Annotated in this window: 20 protein-coding genes and 1 pseudogene; 9 read left to right on the top strand and 12 right to left on the bottom strand. The window is 61.8% G+C overall.

Going from position 1 to position 18169, the window contains the following annotated elements; all coding sequences use genetic code 11:
• Window positions 1-39: 39 nt before the first annotated feature.
• Entirely contained in the window at window positions 40-435 is a 396-nt protein-coding gene (locus NKH78_RS15620) for a hypothetical protein (RefSeq protein WP_023674851.1), read from the bottom strand.
• 301 nt (window positions 436-736) lie between these two features.
• Here NKH78_RS15620 and urtA point away from each other — a divergent pair, with 301 nt between their 5' ends.
• The 6 genes from urtA to NKH78_RS15590 all read left to right on the top strand — a co-directional run bounded on the left by urtA (window position 737) and on the right by NKH78_RS15590 (window position 6931).
• Window positions 737-2047 (top strand): urea ABC transporter substrate-binding protein, encoded by a 1311-nt coding sequence (gene urtA, locus NKH78_RS15615; protein WP_502894309.1) that lies wholly within the window; start codon window positions 737-739, stop codon window positions 2045-2047.
• Between the two features lie 101 nt (window positions 2048-2148).
• Window positions 2149-3765, top strand: a complete 1617-nt coding sequence (gene urtB / locus NKH78_RS15610; protein ID WP_352736602.1) for an urea ABC transporter permease subunit UrtB — start codon at window positions 2149-2151, stop codon at window positions 3763-3765.
• A complete protein-coding gene (gene urtC / locus NKH78_RS15605; protein ID WP_352736601.1) occupies window positions 3762-4994 on the top strand; it encodes an urea ABC transporter permease subunit UrtC in 1233 nt (410 codons plus the stop codon). Before urtB ends, urtC begins: the two co-directional genes overlap by 4 nt.
• 7 nt (window positions 4995-5001) lie before the next feature.
• Window positions 5002-5748 (top strand): urea ABC transporter ATP-binding protein UrtD, encoded by a 747-nt coding sequence (gene urtD, locus NKH78_RS15600; RefSeq protein WP_352736600.1) that lies wholly within the window; start codon window positions 5002-5004, stop codon window positions 5746-5748.
• 70 nt (window positions 5749-5818) lie between these two features.
• Complete coding sequence (urtE, locus tag NKH78_RS15595) at window positions 5819-6514, top strand: urea ABC transporter ATP-binding subunit UrtE (RefSeq protein ID WP_352688276.1); 696 nt, start codon at window positions 5819-5821, stop codon at window positions 6512-6514.
• 216 nt (window positions 6515-6730) lie between these two features.
• Window positions 6731-6931 (top strand): hypothetical protein, encoded by a 201-nt coding sequence (locus tag NKH78_RS15590; protein ID WP_352507871.1) that lies wholly within the window; start codon window positions 6731-6733, stop codon window positions 6929-6931.
• A 44-nt stretch (window positions 6932-6975) separates the two neighbouring features.
• Here the strand turns inward: NKH78_RS15590 and NKH78_RS15585 are convergent, their stop codons facing one another.
• The 9 genes and pseudogenes from NKH78_RS15585 to NKH78_RS15545 all read right to left on the bottom strand — a co-directional run bounded on the left by NKH78_RS15585 (window position 6976) and on the right by NKH78_RS15545 (window position 14583).
• The gene (locus NKH78_RS15585) at window positions 6976-7782 is read right to left on the bottom strand and encodes a DUF72 domain-containing protein (RefSeq protein WP_352705512.1); all 807 of its coding nucleotides are present in this window, start codon (window positions 7780-7782) and stop codon (window positions 6976-6978) included.
• A gap of 28 nt (window positions 7783-7810) precedes the next feature.
• Window positions 7811-8281, bottom strand: coding sequence for a GNAT family N-acetyltransferase (locus NKH78_RS15580; protein ID WP_352777853.1), 471 nt, complete (start codon window positions 8279-8281; stop codon window positions 7811-7813).
• Complete coding sequence (locus tag NKH78_RS15575; protein ID WP_352736599.1) at window positions 8278-8688, bottom strand: DUF302 domain-containing protein; 411 nt, start codon at window positions 8686-8688, stop codon at window positions 8278-8280. The genes NKH78_RS15580 and NKH78_RS15575 overlap by 4 nt, the downstream gene beginning before the upstream one ends.
• Window positions 8688-11609, bottom strand: coding sequence for an excinuclease ABC subunit UvrA (uvrA, locus tag NKH78_RS15570; RefSeq protein ID WP_352645584.1), 2922 nt, complete (start codon window positions 11607-11609; stop codon window positions 8688-8690). The genes NKH78_RS15575 and uvrA overlap by 1 nt, the downstream gene beginning before the upstream one ends.
• Before the next feature lie 704 nt (window positions 11610-12313).
• Window positions 12314-12610 carry a hypothetical protein gene (locus NKH78_RS15565; RefSeq protein ID WP_352479042.1) on the bottom strand — a complete coding sequence of 99 codons (297 nt, stop codon included), beginning with the start codon at window positions 12608-12610 and terminating at the stop codon, window positions 12314-12316.
• Between the two features lie 98 nt (window positions 12611-12708).
• Window positions 12709-13313 (bottom strand): annotated as a pseudogene (locus NKH78_RS15560) (ATP-dependent Clp protease proteolytic subunit).
• 25 nt (window positions 13314-13338) lie between these two features.
• Entirely contained in the window at window positions 13339-13863 is a 525-nt protein-coding gene (locus NKH78_RS15555) for an SRPBCC family protein (RefSeq protein WP_352736598.1), read from the bottom strand.
• Window positions 13860-14174, bottom strand: a complete 315-nt coding sequence (locus tag NKH78_RS15550; RefSeq protein WP_352478973.1) for an ArsR/SmtB family transcription factor — start codon at window positions 14172-14174, stop codon at window positions 13860-13862. Before NKH78_RS15550 ends, NKH78_RS15555 begins: the two co-directional genes overlap by 4 nt.
• Window positions 14175-14256: 82 nt before the next feature.
• On the bottom strand, window positions 14257-14583 hold the full coding sequence (locus tag NKH78_RS15545) for a cupin domain-containing protein (RefSeq protein WP_352736596.1): 327 nt from the start codon (window positions 14581-14583) through the stop codon (window positions 14257-14259).
• Between the two features lie 272 nt (window positions 14584-14855).
• Between NKH78_RS15545 and NKH78_RS15540 the strand changes: the two genes are divergently transcribed.
• Window positions 14856-15368: a single-stranded DNA-binding protein gene (locus NKH78_RS15540; RefSeq protein WP_023674867.1), complete on the top strand. Its 513-nt coding sequence runs from the start codon at window positions 14856-14858 to the stop codon at window positions 15366-15368.
• 123 nt (window positions 15369-15491) lie between these two features.
• The gene (locus NKH78_RS15535; protein WP_352455706.1) at window positions 15492-15917 is read left to right on the top strand and encodes an OsmC family protein; all 426 of its coding nucleotides are present in this window, start codon (window positions 15492-15494) and stop codon (window positions 15915-15917) included.
• 8 nt (window positions 15918-15925) lie between these two features.
• Here the strand turns inward: NKH78_RS15535 and NKH78_RS15530 are convergent, their stop codons facing one another.
• Both NKH78_RS15530 and NKH78_RS15525 read right to left on the bottom strand, forming a co-directional pair.
• A complete protein-coding gene (locus NKH78_RS15530) occupies window positions 15926-16555 on the bottom strand; it encodes a MarC family protein (protein ID WP_254817370.1) in 630 nt (209 codons plus the stop codon).
• Window positions 16556-16629: 74 nt separating this feature from the next.
• Window positions 16630-17160 (bottom strand): hypothetical protein, encoded by a 531-nt coding sequence (locus NKH78_RS15525; RefSeq protein WP_352478971.1) that lies wholly within the window; start codon window positions 17158-17160, stop codon window positions 16630-16632.
• 86 nt (window positions 17161-17246) lie between these two features.
• On the opposite strand from NKH78_RS15525, the gene NKH78_RS15520 reads away from it, so the two are divergent.
• Entirely contained in the window at window positions 17247-18074 is an 828-nt protein-coding gene (locus NKH78_RS15520) for a helix-turn-helix transcriptional regulator (RefSeq protein WP_352736594.1), read from the top strand.
• Window positions 18075-18169: the final 95 nt, after the last annotated feature.

The following is an 18169-nucleotide window of genomic DNA, read 5'->3' as shown; positions in this document are numbered from 1 at the left end:
GTGCTTCGGAGTACGGAACCTCGCCAGGTTCCGTACTTTTCAACGCTTCGTGCAGGTCGAGGCGGTAAAGGCGCCGTCTGGCTGCTTCATGATGATGTCGAAGGACGGGGTGGTTCCGCTTTCCAGCGTCGCCTGCGTAAGCGAGATCGAGTTGCCGCCACTGGTATAGCCACCCAGCGGACCTAGCCAGGTGATCACGCCGTCTGCATCCATCTGGTAATTGTAGCTCTGCGGCGCGATGCCGAAGCTCACAGGACCGCTATAGACGTTTCCCTTGATGGTGATGTCGCCGAGGCTGAGGAACATGCCAAGCAGGTAGACTTCGCAATGATAGGAGCCGTCCGGCAGCTTGCCGTCGCTGAAGCCGGCGCGCGCTACGGTCGTCGCCGCCAGCAGAAGCATGGCGGTGAAAATGCAAGAAGCTCTGAAAGCCATATGATCGCTCGTTAAAGGGGTTCAAACTTGCCCATTTCGCTGCGGCGCTGCAATCCTCACCAGCGCTCATATGATGCTGCTCAAAATTCATGCATTGGCCTATATGTGAGTAAAACTTAGGCTGATATGGGTGATCCTTTCTCGTTTCGAACATAGCAGGCGGGGTTCATCTCCTGCAGCTAATACATTAACCGACTGACAGAGCTGGGAAATCTCAAATCCTCCGAACTTGCTCCGGTGATTGGCACAGCCGTTGCATGGTCTGTCCCGATGCAGTTAACCAGCTTGGGAGTTTAAAAGTATGAGGGGCAGTTTCTCGACAATAGCAAAAATGTTTTCGGCCGGCGTGGTCACCGCCGGCCTGCTGATGAGCGTTCCCGCCAAGGCGGCCGACGACACCATCAAGGTCGGCATCCTCCATTCGCTGTCGGGAACCATGGCGATCTCGGAGACAACGCTGAAGGACGCCATGCTGATGCTCATCGAAGAGCAGAATGCCAAGGGCGGCCTGCTCGGCAAGAAGCTCGAGGCGGTGGTCGTCGATCCGGCTTCCAACTGGCCGCTGTTCGCCGAAAAGGCGCGCGAGCTGATCTCGAAGGACAAGGTCGCCGCGGTGTTCGGCTGCTGGACCTCGGTGTCGCGCAAATCGGTGCTGCCGGTGTTCAGCGAGCTCGACAACATCCTGTTCTACCCGGTCCAGTATGAGGGTGAGGAAAGCGAGCGCAACGTGTTCTACACCGGTGCGGCGCCGAACCAGCAGGCCATTCCGGCCGTCGATTATCTGATGAGCGAGGATGGCGGTTCGGTGAAGCGCTGGGTGCTCGAAGGCACCGACTACGTCTACCCGCGCACCACCAACAAGATCCTCGAGGCCTATCTGAAGGCGAAGGGCGTTGCCGCCGAAGACATCATGGTCAACTACACGCCGTTCGGTTTCTCCGACTGGCAGACCGAAGTCTCGGCGATCAAGAAGTTCGGCTCGGCCGGCAAGAAGACCGCCGTCGTCTCGACCGTCAATGGCGACGCCAACGTGCCGTTCTACAAGGAGCTCGGCAACCAGGGCATCAAGGCCGAGGACATCCCGGTCATGGCCTTCTCGGTCGGCGAGGAAGAGCTTGCCGGTCTGGACACTGCGCCGCTGGTCGGCCATCTCGCCGCCTGGAACTATTTCGAAAGCGTCGATACGCCCGAGAACGCGAAGTTCATCGCCGACTGGCACAAGTTCATCAAGAACGACAAGCGCACCACCAACGATCCGATGGAAGCCCACTATATCGGCTTCAACATGTGGGTGAAGGCGGTCGAGAAGGCCGGCACCACCGATCCGGACAAGGTCATCGACGCCATGGTCGGCGTCTCGGTGCCGAACCTGACCGGTGGTTATTCGACCATGATGCCGAACCATCACATCACCAAGCCGGTGCTGATCGGCGAAATCCAGGCCGACGGCCAGTTCGAAACCGTCTCGCAGACGCCGGGCCTGGTGATGGGCGACGAGTGGTCCGACTACCTGCCTGACTCCAAGGACCTGATCTCCGATTGGCGCGCGCCTCTGTCCTGCGGCAACTTCAATGTCGCCACAGGCAAATGCGGCGGCAAGGGAACCAACTGATCCTCCCGGTCTGTCCTCCCAGACCGCAAAAGCCTCCGGGCGGGCTCGTCCTCCAGCCTGCCCGGAGGCGACATTCAACCTCCAACAGCCACCAGAAACCGATGATCCTGATCCGCGCGATTGGCCTGATGCTGCTCCTCCTTCTGGGAATGCCGCTGCCGTCGAACGCCAGCGAATCCGATCTGCGCGCGGTCGTCGCCAAACTCGCCACCGCCTCCAATTTTTCAGCGATCGAAGCTGTCGTGCGCGAGCTTGCGGCAACCGGCGACACAGCCGTCGAACGGCCGCTTGCCGCGCTTGCGGAGGGCAGCCTTTACGTCCGCAAGGCCGATTCAGTAGTCTTTGTCGGCAAGGAGAGCGGCGACAGCATCGAACTGCTCGATGCGCTCACCGGCGAAAAGTCTGGCGAAGCAGCCAAGGCCGACATCACCAAGATCAAGGTCAACAACACGCTGCGCCGCGTCATCCGCGACGCGCTGGGCACGCTGACGCTGGGCTCCAAGGATCCGGCCGTGCGCATTGCCGCCGCCGACACCATGTTCAAGACGCCGGACGCGGCAAACATCGACCCGCTCGACACCGCGATCGCCAATGAGAGCGCGGCAAGCGTCAAGGCGCTGCTCGAACAGGCCCGTGCCGCATCGGTTCTCGTTTCAGACAGGCCGGAGGCCGACAAACTGGCGGCGATAGCGCTCATCGGTGCGCGCGGCGACCGGGATGCGGTGTCGCTGCTCACGTCGGTGGAGGCCAGTTCCGAAGGTGCGGTGAAGGACGCGGCGACTGCGGCGATATCCAACATCAATTCGACGCTGGCGCTGTGGGATGCCGGCCAGAATATCTGGTACGGCATATCGCTCGGATCGGTGCTGCTGCTGGCGGCGATCGGCCTTGCCATCACTTTCGGCGTCATGGGCGTCATCAACATGGCGCATGGCGAGATGGTCATGCTGGGCGCCTACACGACCTTCGTCGTGCAGGAGGTTATCCGCAATTCCTTTCCCGGCCTGTTCGACTGGTCGCTGGTCATCGCCCTGCCGCTGGCCTTCCTGGTGGCGGCGCTCGTCGGCCTTGTCATCGAGCGCGGGCTGATCCGCTTCCTCTATGGCCGGCCGCTGGAGACCCTGCTGGCGACATGGGGTGTCTCGCTGATCCTGCAGCAGGCGGTGCGCACCATCTTCGGGCCGACTAACCAGGAGGTCGGCAACCCATCCTGGATGTCAGGTTCGTTCGCGATCGGCCAGCTTTCGGTCACCTGGAACCGGCTCTGGATCCTGGCTTTTGCGCTCGGCGTCTTCGCGGTGCTGCTTTACGTGATGAAACGCACGCCCTGGGGGCTGCAGATGCGTGCCGTCACCGCCAATCGCCGGATGGCCGCCTCCATGGGCATCAGGACGCCGTGGGTCGATGCCCTGACCTTTGCATTGGGGTCCGGCATTGCCGGCATCGCCGGTGTCGCGCTCAGCCAGATCGACAATGTCTCGCCCAATCTCGGCCGCGGCTACATCATCGACAGCTTCATGGTCGTCGTTTTCGGCGGCGTCGGCAATCTCTGGGGCACGCTGGTCGGCGCCTTCTCGCTCGGCATTGTCAACAAATTCCTCGAACCCTATGCCGGAGCGGTGCTCGGCAAGATCGTCGTCCTGGTGCTGATCATCCTGTTCATCCAGAAACGCCCGCGCGGTCTGTTCGCGCTCAAGGGCAGGTCGGTGGAAGCATGATCACGGGGCGCTTCTTTGCCGCCGGCGCCGACCGCCGCGTCGCCATCACCATCTTCATCTTGCTGGCGGTTGCAATCGTCGTGCCGCTGCTCAATCTTGCGGTCTCGCCGACAAGTGCGTTTTACGTGCCGTCCTATATCGTCGCGCTCACCGGCAAATATCTCTGCTATGCACTGCTCGCCTTGGCGCTCGATCTCGTCTGGGGCTATTGCGGCATCCTCTCGCTCGGCCACGGCGCCTTCTTCGCGCTCGGCGGCTATGCGATGGGCATGTATCTGATGCGCCAGATCGGCTCGCGCGGCGTCTACGGCAATCCGCTGCTGCCGGACTTCATGGTGTTCCTGAACTACAAGGAACTGCCGTGGTTCTGGTACGGTTTCGACCATTTCTGGTTTGCCGCGATCATGGTGCTTGCAGTACCCGGCCTGCTCGCCTTCGTCTTCGGCTGGTTTGCCTTCCGCAGCCGCGTCACCGACGTCTATCTGTCGATCATCACCCAGGCGATGACCTATGCGCTGCTGCTTGCCTTTTTCCGAAACGACATGGGTTTCGGCGGCAATAACGGCCTGACCGACTTCAAGGATATTCTAGGCTTCAACGTGCAGGCCGACATGACACGCTCGGCGCTGTTCGCGGCTAGCGCCGTCATGCTGGCGTCTGCCGTCTTCGTCACCTGGGCAATCGTCGGTTCCAAATACGGCAAGCTTTTGATGGCGGTGCGCGACGCCGAAAGCCGCACGCGCTTTCTCGGCTGGCGGGCGGAGAACGTCAAACTGTTTGCCTTTACCGTGTCGGCGGTGATGGCCGGCATCGCCGGTGCGCTTTACGTACCGCAGGTCGGCATCATCAACCCTGGCGAATTCGAGCCGTCCAATTCGATCGAGGTGGTGGTGTGGGCGGCCGTCGGCGGGCGCGGCACCATCGTCGGGCCGATCATCGGCGCGCTTTTGGTCAATGCCGGTAAATCCTGGTTCACCGGCGTGCTGCCTGAATTCTGGTTGTTTGCGCTGGGCGGACTGTTTGTCGCCGTCACGCTGTTCCTGCCCAAGGGCATCATCGGCATGTGGGATTCCTGGCGCGGCAACGCCAAGGCGTTGCGGGCGGCCTCGGTTGCCGAGGAAGCCGGGATCGATCCCGATGCGCCGGTGCCGCCGAAAACCGACCGTTCGGCGGCGAGAAGGCCGGGCGACTGGTCGGCCTCCAGCGCCGAACCGCAGCCGGCAGAGTGATGGTCTGATGTCGAAGAGCAACACCATCCTCTATCTCGACGGCGTTTCGGTTTCCTTTGACGGTTTTCGCGCCATCAACAACCTTTCGCTGGTGCTCGACAAAGGCGAGATGCGGGCGATCATCGGCCCCAACGGCGCCGGAAAGACGACGATGATGGACATCGTCACCGGCAAGACGCGGCCCGATGCGGGCGAGGTTTTCTTCAACGGTGAGGTCGATCTGACCAAACACGACGAGGCCGAAATCGCCATGATGGGCATCGGCCGTAAATTCCAGAAGCCGACCGTCTTTGAAAGCCACACGATCGAGGACAATCTGATGCTGGCGCTGAAAGGCCCGCGCTCGATCTTCCCGGCACTGTTCCATCGTCGCTCGGCCGCGGAAGTGCGGCAGATCGACGACATCCTCGGCATCATCCGGCTTGGCGACAAGCGCGACGAACTCGCCGCCAATCTGAGCCACGGCCAAAAGCAATGGCTCGAGATCGGCATGCTTCTGGCGCAGGATCCGCTGCTGCTGCTGGTCGATGAGCCGGTTGCCGGCATGACCGACGCCGAGACCGAGGAAACCGCGCGGCTGCTCAGGGATATCGCGCGCGACCACTCGGTCATCGTCGTCGAGCACGACATGCATTTCGTGCGCGAGCTCGGCGTCAAGGTTACCTGCCTGCACGAAGGCTCGGTGCTTTCCGAGGGCAGCCTCGACTTCGTTTCGGCCGACGAGCACGTCGTCGAAGTCTACCTGGGGAGATGATCATGGTCTGGCGCGTTCCGTTCCATCATTTCGACCTTTCGTTCTTCACGCGTTGGAGAAAGCGCTGACCATGCTCGAAGTCTCCAATGCCACGCTGCATTACGGCGCCGCTCAGGCGCTGCGCGGTGTCTCGCTGACAGCCCGCGCCGGCAAGATCACCTGCGTGCTCGGTCGCAACGGCGTCGGCAAGACCAGTTTGATGAGATCGATCGTCGGCCATCATCGGCTGACGAGCGGAAGCGTTGCCTTCGAGGGGAAGGCGCTCGACCGGAGCGCGGCGTATGATCGCGCCCGGTCGGGCATCGCATTCGTGCCGCAGGGCAGGGAGATATTTCCGCTGCTTACGGTGCGGGAAAACCTCGAATCTGGCTTCGCGCCGCTGAAGCGCGCCGACCGCAACATTCCCGGTCACGTCTTCGAATTGTTTCCGGTGCTGAAGCAGATGCTCGCGCGCCGAGGCGGTGATCTTTCCGGCGGCCAGCAGCAGCAGCTTGCCATCGGTAGGGCACTGGTGATGCGGCCTAAACTGCTGGTGCTCGACGAGCCGACCGAAGGCATCCAGCCGTCGATCATCAAGGATATCGGCCGCGCCATCCGCTATCTGCGCGACCAGGCCGGCATCCCCGTGCTCCTGGTCGAACAGTATCTCGACTTCTGCCGGGAATTGGCCGACGAGGTCAACATCATGGACCGTGGCCAGATCGTTCATACCGGCTCGGCCGAGGATCTCGACCGGGCGGACGTCCGCAAATTCCTGACCGTCTGAATTCTTATTGATTCTATTACTTTGCAACTCTGGCGCGCTGCAGATTGCGTGCTAGATTTTGCTTGGCCTTGGTGAGTCGGCCGCTTTCCGTACCAGTTTCAACTTGGCAGATCAGGGGAAGGCGCGGATGCGTCGGCACGCTTGCGCGCAAGCCCTTCCCTTCGAGCGATCTGTTGTCGTCCAACATTTCGGGTGCTTGGGAGCCAGGGCCAGTCAATGGAGTGCTATGTCGAGGACTACCAGAAACGACGGCTCACGGAGCGCGTCGACATCCTGACAGCCATCAACATTCTGAAATCGCAGGGGTATGACCACGACGAACTCATCGCGGAGATCACCAAGGTCTTCTATGTCGATCTCGATGCCTTTAACGAGATCGTCAGGGTTGATCGGCGTCCGGACGAACGCGCCGCATAGCCGGTAGTTTAGGACCAAGCCACGCGGACCACCGACAGCGGGCGTCAGCCTGCGACCCGCTTCATCAGGGCGATGGCGCCGAATGGAGCGCGGACCTTGCCCTCTGTGATGAAGTAGACGAACACATCGCGTGGCTTGACCGGCGCGTCGGTTGAAGGATCGGCACGCGAGAGGTCGGCCGGCACCTTGCCTTCCGCCCAGGTTTTTGCGCGCGCCGCCCATTCGTCGAGCGCCTTTGGCGTGTAGCAATCGGGATTGTCGTCGTTCCCGGTCTGCAGCCGCGCATAGATGAAATCGCCGGTAACGTCGGCAATCCCCGGATATTTGGCGTGGTCGGCATAGACGATGGCGGCCTTGTGCTTTCGCGCCAAGGCGGCGAACTCCGGCACGACGAAGCTGTCGTTGCGCACCTCGACCGCGTGACGCAGCGCAACGCCGTCCTGCTTTTCCGGCAACAGCTTGAGGAAGGCCTCGAAATCGTCCGGGTCGAATTTCTTGGTCGGCGCGAACTGCCACAGGATCGGCCCGAGCTTGTTGCCAAGTGCCGCGACGCCCGACCCGAGGAAGCGCATGATCGAATCCCCGGCCTCGCCGAGCACGCGGCGGTTGGTGACGAAGCGGTTGCCCTTCAGCGAATAGACGAAACCATCCGGCGCCTCGTTGGCCCATTTGACGAAGGTCGGTTCCTTGAAGCTCGAATAATAGGTGCCGTTGACCTCGATGGTGGGCACCTGCCGGCTGGCATAATGCAGTTGCTTGGCCTTCGACAATTTGTCCGGGTAGAAGGACGTGTCCCACGGCTCGAAGGTCCAGCCGCCCATGCCGGCGCGGATTGTTCCTGATTGAGTCATGGTCGTCCTCCCGGTTTGCAGAAAAGGATCACGCGATGGCGGTCGTCTCGACGGCTTTCGCCACGTCGACCACCGTCCATCCTGGCCGATATGGATTGGGCCGGCGACCCGTTTCGCGAAAGCCGTAGGCCTTATACAACGAAACGTTCCGTTCCATTCTGGCATTGGTGTAAAGTCGGATTTCAGGCAAGCTCCACAAGCGCGTCTGTTGCTCGGCCCAGTCGAGCAGCCCGATGCCGAAACCCTTGCCCTGAAAGGCTGGCGCAACGGCAACGCTGAAGATCATTGTATGGTCCGCATTTCGTTCGAGAACGATCAGGCCGGCCGGCAGTCCGTTCTGCTCCGAAAGCCAGACCTCGCCGCGTTGGATGCGCGGCGCATAGTCCTCTGTAACGGGGATCGGCGGCGCTCCGAACAGGGCAGTGTAGGGCGCGTAGGCGTCGGTGGTGAGCGAAATCACCGTGGGGAGATCATCGGCCCGAGCGGCTCTCATCATCAAAACTGGCCCGCGCCGGCAGCGGCCGCAATCACCTTGTCCATGCCGTCGGCGATCGCAGCGACGGCATTGCGACTGGCGTCGCCCAAGCCGTGGCGCTCAGCGAGCCAGCGTGCGTCATTGTAGGAAAGCCAGACCTCGCCTTGCTCGTCCTCCCAAGCCAGTGCCTTGACCGGCAGATCGATGCCGGCAAGCTGCCGGTCCTGCATCAGTGGCGTACCGCCTTTCGGATTGCCGAAAATCAGGAGCTGGGTTGGACGCAGTGATGTTTCGACGCTGCGCGCACCAGCGGCGTGATCAATGCGGGCGAAGACCAGCAATCCTGCACGTTCCACAGTTTCGACCAGGCGATCGATGGTTTCGGTCACGCCGAAGCGGCTTTGGACCGTGATGAGACCGTTCTTTGCCATCACTCCGCCGCTTCGCGCTTGCCTCCGGGGCGCCGCTCCAGCAATTCCCTCAGGAACTGCCCGGTATAGCTGCGTTTTTCACGGACGATGTCCTCCGGCGTGCCGGACGCCACCAGCTCGCCGCCGCCGTCACCACCTTCGGGGCCAAGATCGAGAACCCAGTCAGCGGTCTTGATCACCTCTAGATTGTGCTCGATGACGACGACCGTGTTGCCCTGGTCGACCAGCTCGTGCAGCACTTCAAGCAACTTGGCGACGTCGTGGAAATGCAGGCCGGTGGTTGGCTCATCGAGAATGTAGAGCGTCTTGCCAGTCGCCTTGCGCGACAGTTCCTTGGCAAGCTTGATGCGCTGCGCCTCGCCGCCCGACAAGGTCGTTGCCTGCTGGCCAACATGGATGTAGCCGAGGCCGACCCGTTTCAGCGTCTCCAGCTTGTCGCGCACGCCGGGCACGGCGGCGAAGAAATCGACGCCTTCCTCGACCGTCATGTCGAGAACGTCGGCGATCGACTTGCCCTTGAACAGGACGTCCAGTGTTTCGCGGTTGTAACGCTTGCCGTGGCAGACGTCGCAGGTGACGTAGACGTCGGGCAGGAAGTGCATCTCGATTTTGATGACGCCGTCGCCCTGGCAGGCCTCGCAGCGGCCGCCCTTGACGTTGAACGAGAAGCGGCCCGGCTGGTAGCCGCGCGCCTTGGCCTCCGGCAAGCCGGCGAACCAGTCGCGGATCGGCGTGAAGGCGCCGGTATAGGTGGCGGGGTTGGAGCGCGGAGTGCGCCCGATCGGCGACTGGTCGATGTCGATGACCTTGTCGAGGAATTCCAGCCCCTCGATGCGGTCGTGCTCGGCCGGATGTTCGCGCGAGCCCATGATGCGGCGCGACGCCGCCTTGAACAGGGTCTCGATCAGGAAGGTCGACTTGCCGCCGCCGGACACGCCGGTGACGGCGGTAAACGTGCCGAGCGGGATTTCGGCGGTGACGTTCTTCAGATTGTTGCCGCGCGCGCCGACGACCTTCAGCCGGCGGTTCTTCTTGGCCTCGCGCCGCACTGCCGGCGTCGCCACTTCGAGCTCGCCCGACAGATATTTGCCGGTGATCGAAGCGGGCGTCGCCATGATCTGCTGCGGCGTGCCCTGGGCGATGATGTGGCCGCCATGAATGCCGGCGGCCGGGCCGATATCTACGACATAGTCGGCGTGCAGGATGGCGTCCTCGTCGTGCTCGACGACGATCACTGTGTTGCCGATGTCGCGCAGATGCTTCAGCGTATCGAGCAGGCGGGCATTGTCGCGCTGGTGTAGACCGATCGACGGCTCGTCCAGCACGTAAAGTACGCCGGTCAGGCCGGAGCCGATCTGCGAGGCAAGACGGATGCGCTGGCTCTCGCCGCCTGACAGCGTGCCGGAGTTGCGCGACAGCGTCAGATAATCGAGCCCGACATCGTTGAGGAAGCGCAGCCGCTCGCGGATTTCCTTGAGCACGCGCACCGCAATCTCGTTCTGCTTGTCGTTGAGCGAAGCGGGCAGATCGGTGAACCACTGGTCGGCCTTGCGGATCGACAGCTCGGTGACCTCGCCAATGTGCTTGCCGGCGATCTTGACCGCGAGCGCCTCGGGCTTCAGCCGATAGCCGCGGCAGGCCGGGCAGGGCGTGGCCGACATGAAGCGCTCGATCTCCTCGCGCATCCAGGCGGATTCGGTTTCCTTCCAGCGGCGCTCGAGATTGGGAATGACGCCCTCGAAGGTCTTGGTCGTCTTGTAGGAGCGCAGGCCGTCATCGTAGTGGAAGGTGATTTCGCGCTCGCCGGTGCCGTGCAGGATGGCCTGCTTTGCCTCTTCGCTCAGATCCTTGAACTTGTCGCCGAGCTTGAAGCCGTAGGCAACGCCCAGCGCTTCCAGCGTTTGCGCATAATAGGGCGACGTCGATTTCGCCCAAGGGCTGACGGCGCCGGCGCGCAGCGAGACATTCTCGTCGGGCACGACCAGGCTGGCATCGATGGCGCGTTGGCTGCCGAGCCCATCGCAGGTCGGGCAGGCGCCGAACGGATTATTGAAGGAGAACAGCCTGGGCTCGATCTCGGGAATGGTGAAACCGGATACCGGGCAGGCGAACTTTTCCGAGAACAGCATCCGTTCATGCGTCTCGTTCTTCGATTTGTTGACCGAATCCTCGCCGGTCTGGCTGGCATCGAGCGGCCTGTCGGCAAATTCCGCTACCGCCAGTCCGTCTGCAAGCTTCAGCGCGGTCTCGATGGAATCGGCGAGCCGCGTCGCCAGATCGCCTCGCACGACGATGCGGTCGACGACAACGTCGATGTCATGCTTGTACTTCTTGTCCAGCGCGGGCACGTCGGCGATCTCGTAGAAGACGCCATCGACCTTAACGCGCTGAAAACCCTTCTTCTGCAGCTCCAGCAGTTCCTTGCGGTACTCGCCTTTGCGGCCGCGCACCATCGGTGCCAGGATGAACAGCCGGGTGCCTTCCTCGACTGCAAGCACCCGGTCGACCATCTGCGAGACCGTCTGGCTCTCGATCGGCAGGCCGGTGGCCGGCGAATAGGGTACACCGACGCGGGCGAACAAAAGCCGCATATAATCGTAGATCTCGGTGACGGTGCCGACAGTCGAACGTGGGTTCTTCGAGGTGGTCTTCTGCTCGATGGAGATGGCTGGCGACAGGCCGTCGATCTGGTCGACGTCCGGCTTCTGCATCATTTCGAGGAATTGCCGTGCATAGGCCGAAAGGCTCTCGACATAGCGGCGCTGGCCCTCGGCATAGATCGTGTCGAAGGCAAGCGACGACTTGCCTGACCCCGACAGCCCGGTCATGACGATCAGGCTGTCACGCGGCAGGTCGAGATCGACATTCTTCAGATTGTGTTCGCGTGCCCCGCGAATGGAGAGATATTTATGGTCGGCCATCGCCGGTCGCCGCCTCAGAATCTGGAATTCATGGGATGGGCGGGTTTTCCCGACCATCCCCTATGTAGGTAATTTCGCCGCCTTTTCGAGAGACGCCACAACTCTCGACCAAAGCGTTTAACCGCCTTTCGCGCGAACGGGCAAGCGGAAAGAACAAAGGCCGAACACGCTCCTGACAAAAGCTGCCCGTGCGGCTGAGTTCACCCGGGGTTCACAAAGCGTCTCGCGATCACATTTTTCGGTAATCGGCCATTCAAGGTTGACGTCCATCTGTCACGGGGGCAGACTCCAAACGTCAACGAAGCCGGCCGTCTTTCGATGGCCTCGCGGCCTGGGGCTAGCCTGCGAGACGCCGCGGGTTATGCGATGAGCGCTTCGACGACAGTCGCAACGAACAGAAGGAGAGCAGAGGCATGACTCCACCGGACAGTTCCTTGAGGCTCCACGTGTCGCTGGAGCCGCGGCAGGTATAAGTGGCTAGGCCAGGCGTTTGCGCTACCTGCCCACGTTGACCTGCCGATCCCCACAACAATCAGAGACTGCTAGTCGGATCGTCGGCTGAACGCCGCGAAGCATCCGAAATAAAAAGCCGGCAGTACACTCCCGGCGATTTGGATTTTAGATCCAAGAAGCCCCGTCAATTGCACAAGCAATGACGGGGCTGTTCGTTTGAAGCGCACATTTGTCGGGCATACCAGGCGAACTTACCGGCTGGGGGGCCTGATTCCGCCGGTAGCGACATCGATGGTTATGCTGCCGGAAATCCGAACGTCGGTATCGCCGATCTTGAACGTGCCGTTGCCGCTGCTTGGAACCGCGTCGTCGGGCTCAGGCTGCGGCCCTGGCTCGGCGATGCGATAGTCGCTGGTCACGCCGGGCAGGGCGCCCTTTTGCGAAGACGTCGAATTATCTTGGGCAAATGCCATGTCCACCAGCATGTTCGTGCCGGCCACAGTAGCGATAGCAAGGCATAACAGGCTGGATGAACGGCTGGCGGTCATCGCCGGACTATAGTGCCGTGATGGCGGCAAGACCAGATCGATGGCGCTGAAATTGCGGGCGATCAATCGCCTCGGTTCCGTCCGCCGGCCCGGCTCGTTCATGCGGCCTGCTTGCGAGTGTCGAAAACATGGTCGACGAGTCCCCAATCCTTGGCCTCCTGGGCAGTCATGAAAAAGTCGCGGTCGAGCGTGCGTTCCACTTCTTCGTAGGTGCGGCCGCAATGGTGGGCGTAAAGATCGGTCATGCGCCGCTTGGTGCGAAGGATGCCCTCGGCATGGCGCTGGATATCGGAGGCTTGGCCCTGGAAACCGCCGAGAGGCTGATGCAGCACGATGCTGGTGTTGGGTAGCGCGATACGCCGCCCTGGCGTGCCCGCCATCAGGAGAAACGAGGCCATCGAGGCGGCGAAGCCCATACAAACGGTGGAGACCGGGCAGCTGATATACTGCAGGTATCGTAGATGGCGAAACCGCTGGTCACCACGCCACCCGGCGAGTTGATGTAGAGCGAGACCTCCTTGTCGGGATTGTCGGATTCCAGCGACAGAAGCTGGGCGCAGACCAGCGCCGAGGTGCCGTCGTCGATCGGCCCGTTGATGAAGACGATGCGCTCGCGCAGCAGCCGCGAAAATATATCGAAGGCACGTTCGCCGCGACTCGATTGCTCGATCACCATCGGCACCAAATTGGCAAGGCCGCTCATCGTTATCTCCTTTGACGGTCGTCGTTCAGGCCGCGCGCATAAAGAGGCGCGGGGTGTTTGCGGCGATCTGCTTGTACTTGGGAGTACGCGCTTCAAACGAAAGTCGGCAACCGGCGCCTGCCATCGCGATCTCCGGCACTGCTGCCCGAGCAAAACCATCATGGACGATGCGCAGATGCGTGCCGCCGGAAACGGTGCGGTCGAGCGTAAAGGTGACGATGCTGTCCACTGGGCTATCGTTCATTGGGCTTTCCACCGGGCTACCGGGCGGCACCCGCGTATCGCCGGGCACCGGCCGCTCCCGCCAGGAATAGCGCAGCAGCCGTCCGGGATCCGCGTCGAGGATTTCGCACTCGATCGGCGCATCCGGCGCTTTAAAGGCAAAGCGGTTGCCGACCTTTGGTTCAATGTCGTTTGGCATCATCCAGGCCGCGAGCAGGTCCGGCACTGTCAGCGCCCGCCACACTTTTTCCGGCGGCTCGGGCAGTTCGCACTCGAACTCGATCTTGTCTGCCGCCATTTCCGCGCGTTCTTTGCCTCGGCTGGTCATTGGTCCATGTCCTTCAAAACCGTCTTGAGCCTTTCGATGCGCTCTGGCCAGAACGCGCGGTAGCGTTCGATCCAGCCGAGCAGCGGCGCAAGCCCGTTCGGATCGGCGCGATAATAGGCATTGCGGCCGGCCCGGCGTTCGACCACGAGGCCGGCACCGCGCAGCACCGCGAGATGCTGCGATACCGCCGGCTGCGAAACCGGCATGCCATTGCGGAGTTCCGATACCGTCATCTCGCCGTCGGCGAGCCGCTCATAGACGGCGCGACGCGTTGGATCGGCCAGTGCCCGAAAAATCTCTGCTTCGATCATTCCAGAAGCATAAGTCGATACTTATCGGTTTGGCAAGTCGCGTTTTTAAGACAGGCAGTGTTTTTTTACGACGGGCGAGATTTTACAAACGCGTCGGAAGCCTGCGTCTCACCATGTCTGGAGATCCGTTAAACGTTGCCTCAAAAACTGGTGACGCGAGCACGGCATGGATATGAAGCAGTTCGGAGCCGACGTTTCGGAAGCCATGGTGCCTGTGCGCGGCAACAACAAGCGACTGTCCGGCAGTCAAGACGAGATGCTCGTCATCGATCCACATCTCGGCCCTGCCAGCGATGACGGTAAGCACTTCCTCGACCGGGTGCCAATGTGTCGGGGCGCCAACCGCGGGTTCGACCCATTGTTCAAATATGCAAAGTTGAGTTGCGCCGTTGCAGGCCGAGACATGCATGCGGGTCTTTACTCCGTCCGCCATTCTTCTTGCGGCTGATCGTCATGCTCGACCATCTTCATTGAGTTCGCCTCGATCTCAGGGTTCGTGGAAAATTCGGCGCCAAGACACTACCTGTTACTGACATCTATTGACAGTGCAGGACGTTTAACCTAGAACGAAAAGAGAACAAAAACCTTGTGGGAAAAGGCAGCCACGGCAGGCAGGGATTGTCCATAGCCTGTAAGGTGCAGCGACAGGAATTTGGTTTCGGATGAGCGCGGAGAAGTGTCATGGCGGGTAGCGTCAACAAGGTCATTCTGGTGGGCAACCTCGGGGCGGACCCTGAAATCCGCCGCCTGAATTCGGGTGACCCGGTCGTCAATATCCGCATCGCGACGTCGGAAAGCTGGCGCGACAAGACATCTGGAGAGCGCAAGGAAAAGACCGAGTGGCACAATGTCGTGATTTTCAACGACCAGATTGCCAAGGTGGCCGAGCAGTATCTGAAGAAAGGCATGAAGGTCTATGTCGAGGGCCAGCTGCAGACGCGCAAATGGCAGGACCAGACCGGCAATGACCGCTATACGACTGAGGTCGTGTTGCAGAAATTCCGCGGCGAGCTGCAGATGCTCGACGCACGGGGCGAGGGCGGCGGCCAGGTCGGCAACTATGCTGGTGGTGGTGCGAGCCGCGGTTCCGATTTCGGCCAGTCCGGCCCGGGCGAAAGTTTCAATCGGGGTGGCGCCAACAAGGGCGGCGGCGGTGGTTCATCGCGCGAGCTGGACGACGAAATCCCGTTCTGATTTCTCGGGGCGGACTGCCCTTGCGGCGAAAAGCGCCAGCACCTTGGCCACGAAATGGCGTCCCGAACATCTGTCTTGGATTTTCGGGACGTTGTGCGTTTGAGCGGTGAAAGGACGTATCAAGTGAAAGCAAGGGTCAAATGGGTCGAGGAGCGCACTTTCGTTGGCGAGTCCGCCAGTGGGCACAAGCTGGTGCTAGGCACTGCGTTCGGGCCGGAGGGCAAGACGCCGGGGCCGAGCCCAATGGAACTGGTGCTGATCGGCACCGGAGGCTGCTCGGCCTATGACGTGGTCCATATCCTCGAAAAGGGGCGCGAGGCGGTCGAAGATTGCGTGGTCGAACTCGATGCCGACCGTGCAGAAGCCGATCCCAGGGTGTTCACCCGCATTCACATGCATTTTGTCGTCAAGGGCCGCGCGCTGTCACACGACAAGGTGAAGAGGGCGATCGGGCTTTCGATCGAGAAATACTGCTCGGCCTCGGCAATGATGGCCAAGACTGCCGAGATTACCCACGACTTCGAAGTCATTGAAACGACAGCGAAGTAGGGCGGTTCCTAAGTCGCCATCAGCGCCTTGATGCCGTCGGCGACGAACTGTATGGCGAGCGCCGCCAGGATGACGCCGAGCAGCCGTGTCAGGATCGAACGGCCGGTTTGGCCGAGGATACGGTCGATGCGCTCTGACAGCACGAACACCAGGTAGGTGATGACGAGGCAGATGGCGATGATGCCGACAAGGGCTGTCTGCGCGCCAAAACCCTGAAACGAGCTTGAGAGCAGGACGGTCGCCGAAATCGCGCCGGGACCGGCAATCAGCGGGATCGCCAGCGGAAAGGCGGCGATGTTGTGAATCATGTCCCTGGTGATAGCGACGTCGCCGATCTTCTCCTTACGGTCCTGCCGGCGCTCGAACACCATTTCGAAGGCGATGAAGAACAGCAGAAAGCCGCCGGCGACGCGGAAGGCCGGCAGAGTGATGCCGAAGACCGACAGGATCGACGCGCCGGCGATTGCGAACAATGCCATCACCAGGAAAGCGATGATCGAGGCGCGCACGGAGACTTGGTTGCGCTCCTCGCGGTTCATGCCGCGGGTCACGGCAAGGAAGAGCGGCGCGAGGCCGGGCGGATCGATCGTCACCAGTATGGTGACGAAGGCGTTGAACAGGCTGTCGAAGCTCGGCATGCTGACCCTCCCCGCCGGCAACGCCGGTTAGCGGGATTGGTAGAGCAAAGCGAAGCCAGTGGAAACCGTGCGGATCAGGGGCTGGCGGTGCGGCGCGCCAGAAACTCGACTTCGAGACGCCAGGTGGCGCCGTCGTCATACGAACGCTCGCCCAGCCAGCGGAAGGAATCTCCGGTGATCCGGGAAAAGCTCCAGCGTACCGAAGGGCCGGTGCCGTCTGCGCCTAATTGGACGATCGTGTCGCCTTCGACGCGGCCCAGCTGGCGGCTGTAATACTGGTTGCGCGGGTCGCTCCAGAAGATGTGCCAGGCGTCGACACCTGGGTCATAGACGCGCAACGTCGTGCCATAGAAGGTCCATTTGCCGAGCGAAGGGGAGGAACCAGCGTCACGAGCTGGCAGGATCCATACGTCCTGGATCGCGCGGCCTTCAAGGACCCAGCCGAAATGCACCTCGCCGCGCCCGGTCAGCACCTGACCGTCTTCGAGATGGCGCGTGGCATCGAACGTCCAGGCGCCGACGAAGCGGCCGTAAAGGTTCAGTTTCTCGGCAAGGGCCGGTGTAGGCCCATCGCTGTGCAGGGCCTTGGCAAAGGAATTGGACATGGCTTCGCTCTCATCTTGTCAGGAGACCGGCAAGCATAGAGGCGGACAGGGGTTCTGCGCTTGGGAAAAATTGCTATGTTTGCGCGATGACGAAGAGCGCGCATAGGCTGGCGTCGGGCCGAGGCTGGCAGGTGTCGGATGTCATCTGCACCGCCAGCGCCGCCGACAGGCCATTCGAGGAGGAGCATCGGGATTTCTGCGTTGCTGCCGTAACCAGCGGCACCTTCCGCTATCGTGCCCGCCAGGGCACGGCGATGCTGGCGCCGGGCGCGCTCCTGCTCGGCAATCCCGGCACCTGCTACGAGTGCGGGCACGAGCATGGCGCCGGCGACCGCTGCCTCTCCTTCCATTTCGGACCGGCCTGTATGGAGCGGATCGTCGCCGACGTGCCGGGCGCCAAGACGTTCGATTTCAGCACGCCGCGCCTGCCGCCCTTGCCGGCGCTGGTGCCGCTGCTCGCCGAAGCGGAGGCGGCGCGCGAGATGGCCGACACCGGCGCGTTCGAGGAACTCGCCCTGCGCATTGCCGGTGCCGCGGTAACAGCGGCTTGCAGCGCAACGGATCGGGGACGGACGCCGAGCCGCCGTGACCAGAAGCGTGTTGCCGAAGCGGTGCGGCGCATTGAAGTCGAGGCCGACCGGCCGATCTCGCTTGCCGAGCTCGCCGACGAGACCGCCACCAGCCCTTACCATTTCCTGCGCACCTTCCGGCACGTTGCCGGCATGACGCCCTACCAATTCCTGCTGAGAACGCGGCTGCACAGGGCAGCCGTGCGGCTGCGGACGTCAGATAACACAATTTCGGCGATCGCCTTTGCGGCGGGATTCAACGATCTATCAACCTTCAACCGCCGTTTCCGGCGGCTGATGGGCGAGGCGCCGGGTACTTATCGCGCCCGCCGGCGACGCCGGTGAAAGGGTGCCACGGCCATATCGTCGCAATTGGTGTATCCTTTTGAATTTGCCGCTAAAAACCACATTGGAAAACTGCCGCGATTGTTGGAGTTTCG

Source organism: Mesorhizobium sp. M0910, assembly GCF_040319465.1.
Classification (GTDB): Bacteria; Pseudomonadota; Alphaproteobacteria; order Rhizobiales; family Rhizobiaceae; genus Mesorhizobium.
This window is presented reverse-complemented; position numbering and strand designations above follow the sequence as displayed.

Coding starts and splice junctions, on each gene's coding strand:
- NKH78_RS15620 (WP_023674851.1), bottom strand. CDS start 435: ATGGCTTTCAGAGCTTCTTGCATTTTCACCGCCATGCTTCTGCTGGCG.
- urtA (WP_502894309.1), top strand. CDS start 737: ATGAGGGGCAGTTTCTCGACAATAGCAAAAATGTTTTCGGCCGGCGTG.
- urtB (WP_352736602.1), top strand. CDS start 2,149: ATGATCCTGATCCGCGCGATTGGCCTGATGCTGCTCCTCCTTCTGGGA.
- urtC (WP_352736601.1), top strand. CDS start 3,762: ATGATCACGGGGCGCTTCTTTGCCGCCGGCGCCGACCGCCGCGTCGCC.
- urtD (WP_352736600.1), top strand. CDS start 5,002: ATGTCGAAGAGCAACACCATCCTCTATCTCGACGGCGTTTCGGTTTCC.
- urtE (WP_352688276.1), top strand. CDS start 5,819: ATGCTCGAAGTCTCCAATGCCACGCTGCATTACGGCGCCGCTCAGGCG.
- NKH78_RS15590 (WP_352507871.1), top strand. CDS start 6,731: ATGGAGTGCTATGTCGAGGACTACCAGAAACGACGGCTCACGGAGCGC.
- NKH78_RS15585 (WP_352705512.1), bottom strand. CDS start 7,782: ATGACTCAATCAGGAACAATCCGCGCCGGCATGGGCGGCTGGACCTTC.
- NKH78_RS15575 (WP_352736599.1), bottom strand. CDS start 8,688: ATGGCAAAGAACGGTCTCATCACGGTCCAAAGCCGCTTCGGCGTGACC.
- uvrA (WP_352645584.1), bottom strand. CDS start 11,609: ATGGCCGACCATAAATATCTCTCCATTCGCGGGGCACGCGAACACAAT.
- NKH78_RS15565 (WP_352479042.1), bottom strand. CDS start 12,610: ATGACCGCCAGCCGTTCATCCAGCCTGTTATGCCTTGCTATCGCTACT.
- NKH78_RS15555 (WP_352736598.1), bottom strand. CDS start 13,863: ATGACCAGCCGAGGCAAAGAACGCGCGGAAATGGCGGCAGACAAGATC.
- NKH78_RS15550 (WP_352478973.1), bottom strand. CDS start 14,174: ATGATCGAAGCAGAGATTTTTCGGGCACTGGCCGATCCAACGCGTCGC.
- NKH78_RS15545 (WP_352736596.1), bottom strand. CDS start 14,583: ATGCATGTCTCGGCCTGCAACGGCGCAACTCAACTTTGCATATTTGAA.
- NKH78_RS15540 (WP_023674867.1), top strand. CDS start 14,856: ATGGCGGGTAGCGTCAACAAGGTCATTCTGGTGGGCAACCTCGGGGCG.
- NKH78_RS15530 (WP_254817370.1), bottom strand. CDS start 16,555: ATGCCGAGCTTCGACAGCCTGTTCAACGCCTTCGTCACCATACTGGTG.
- NKH78_RS15525 (WP_352478971.1), bottom strand. CDS start 17,160: ATGTCCAATTCCTTTGCCAAGGCCCTGCACAGCGATGGGCCTACACCG.
- NKH78_RS15520 (WP_352736594.1), top strand. CDS start 17,247: ATGACGAAGAGCGCGCATAGGCTGGCGTCGGGCCGAGGCTGGCAGGTG.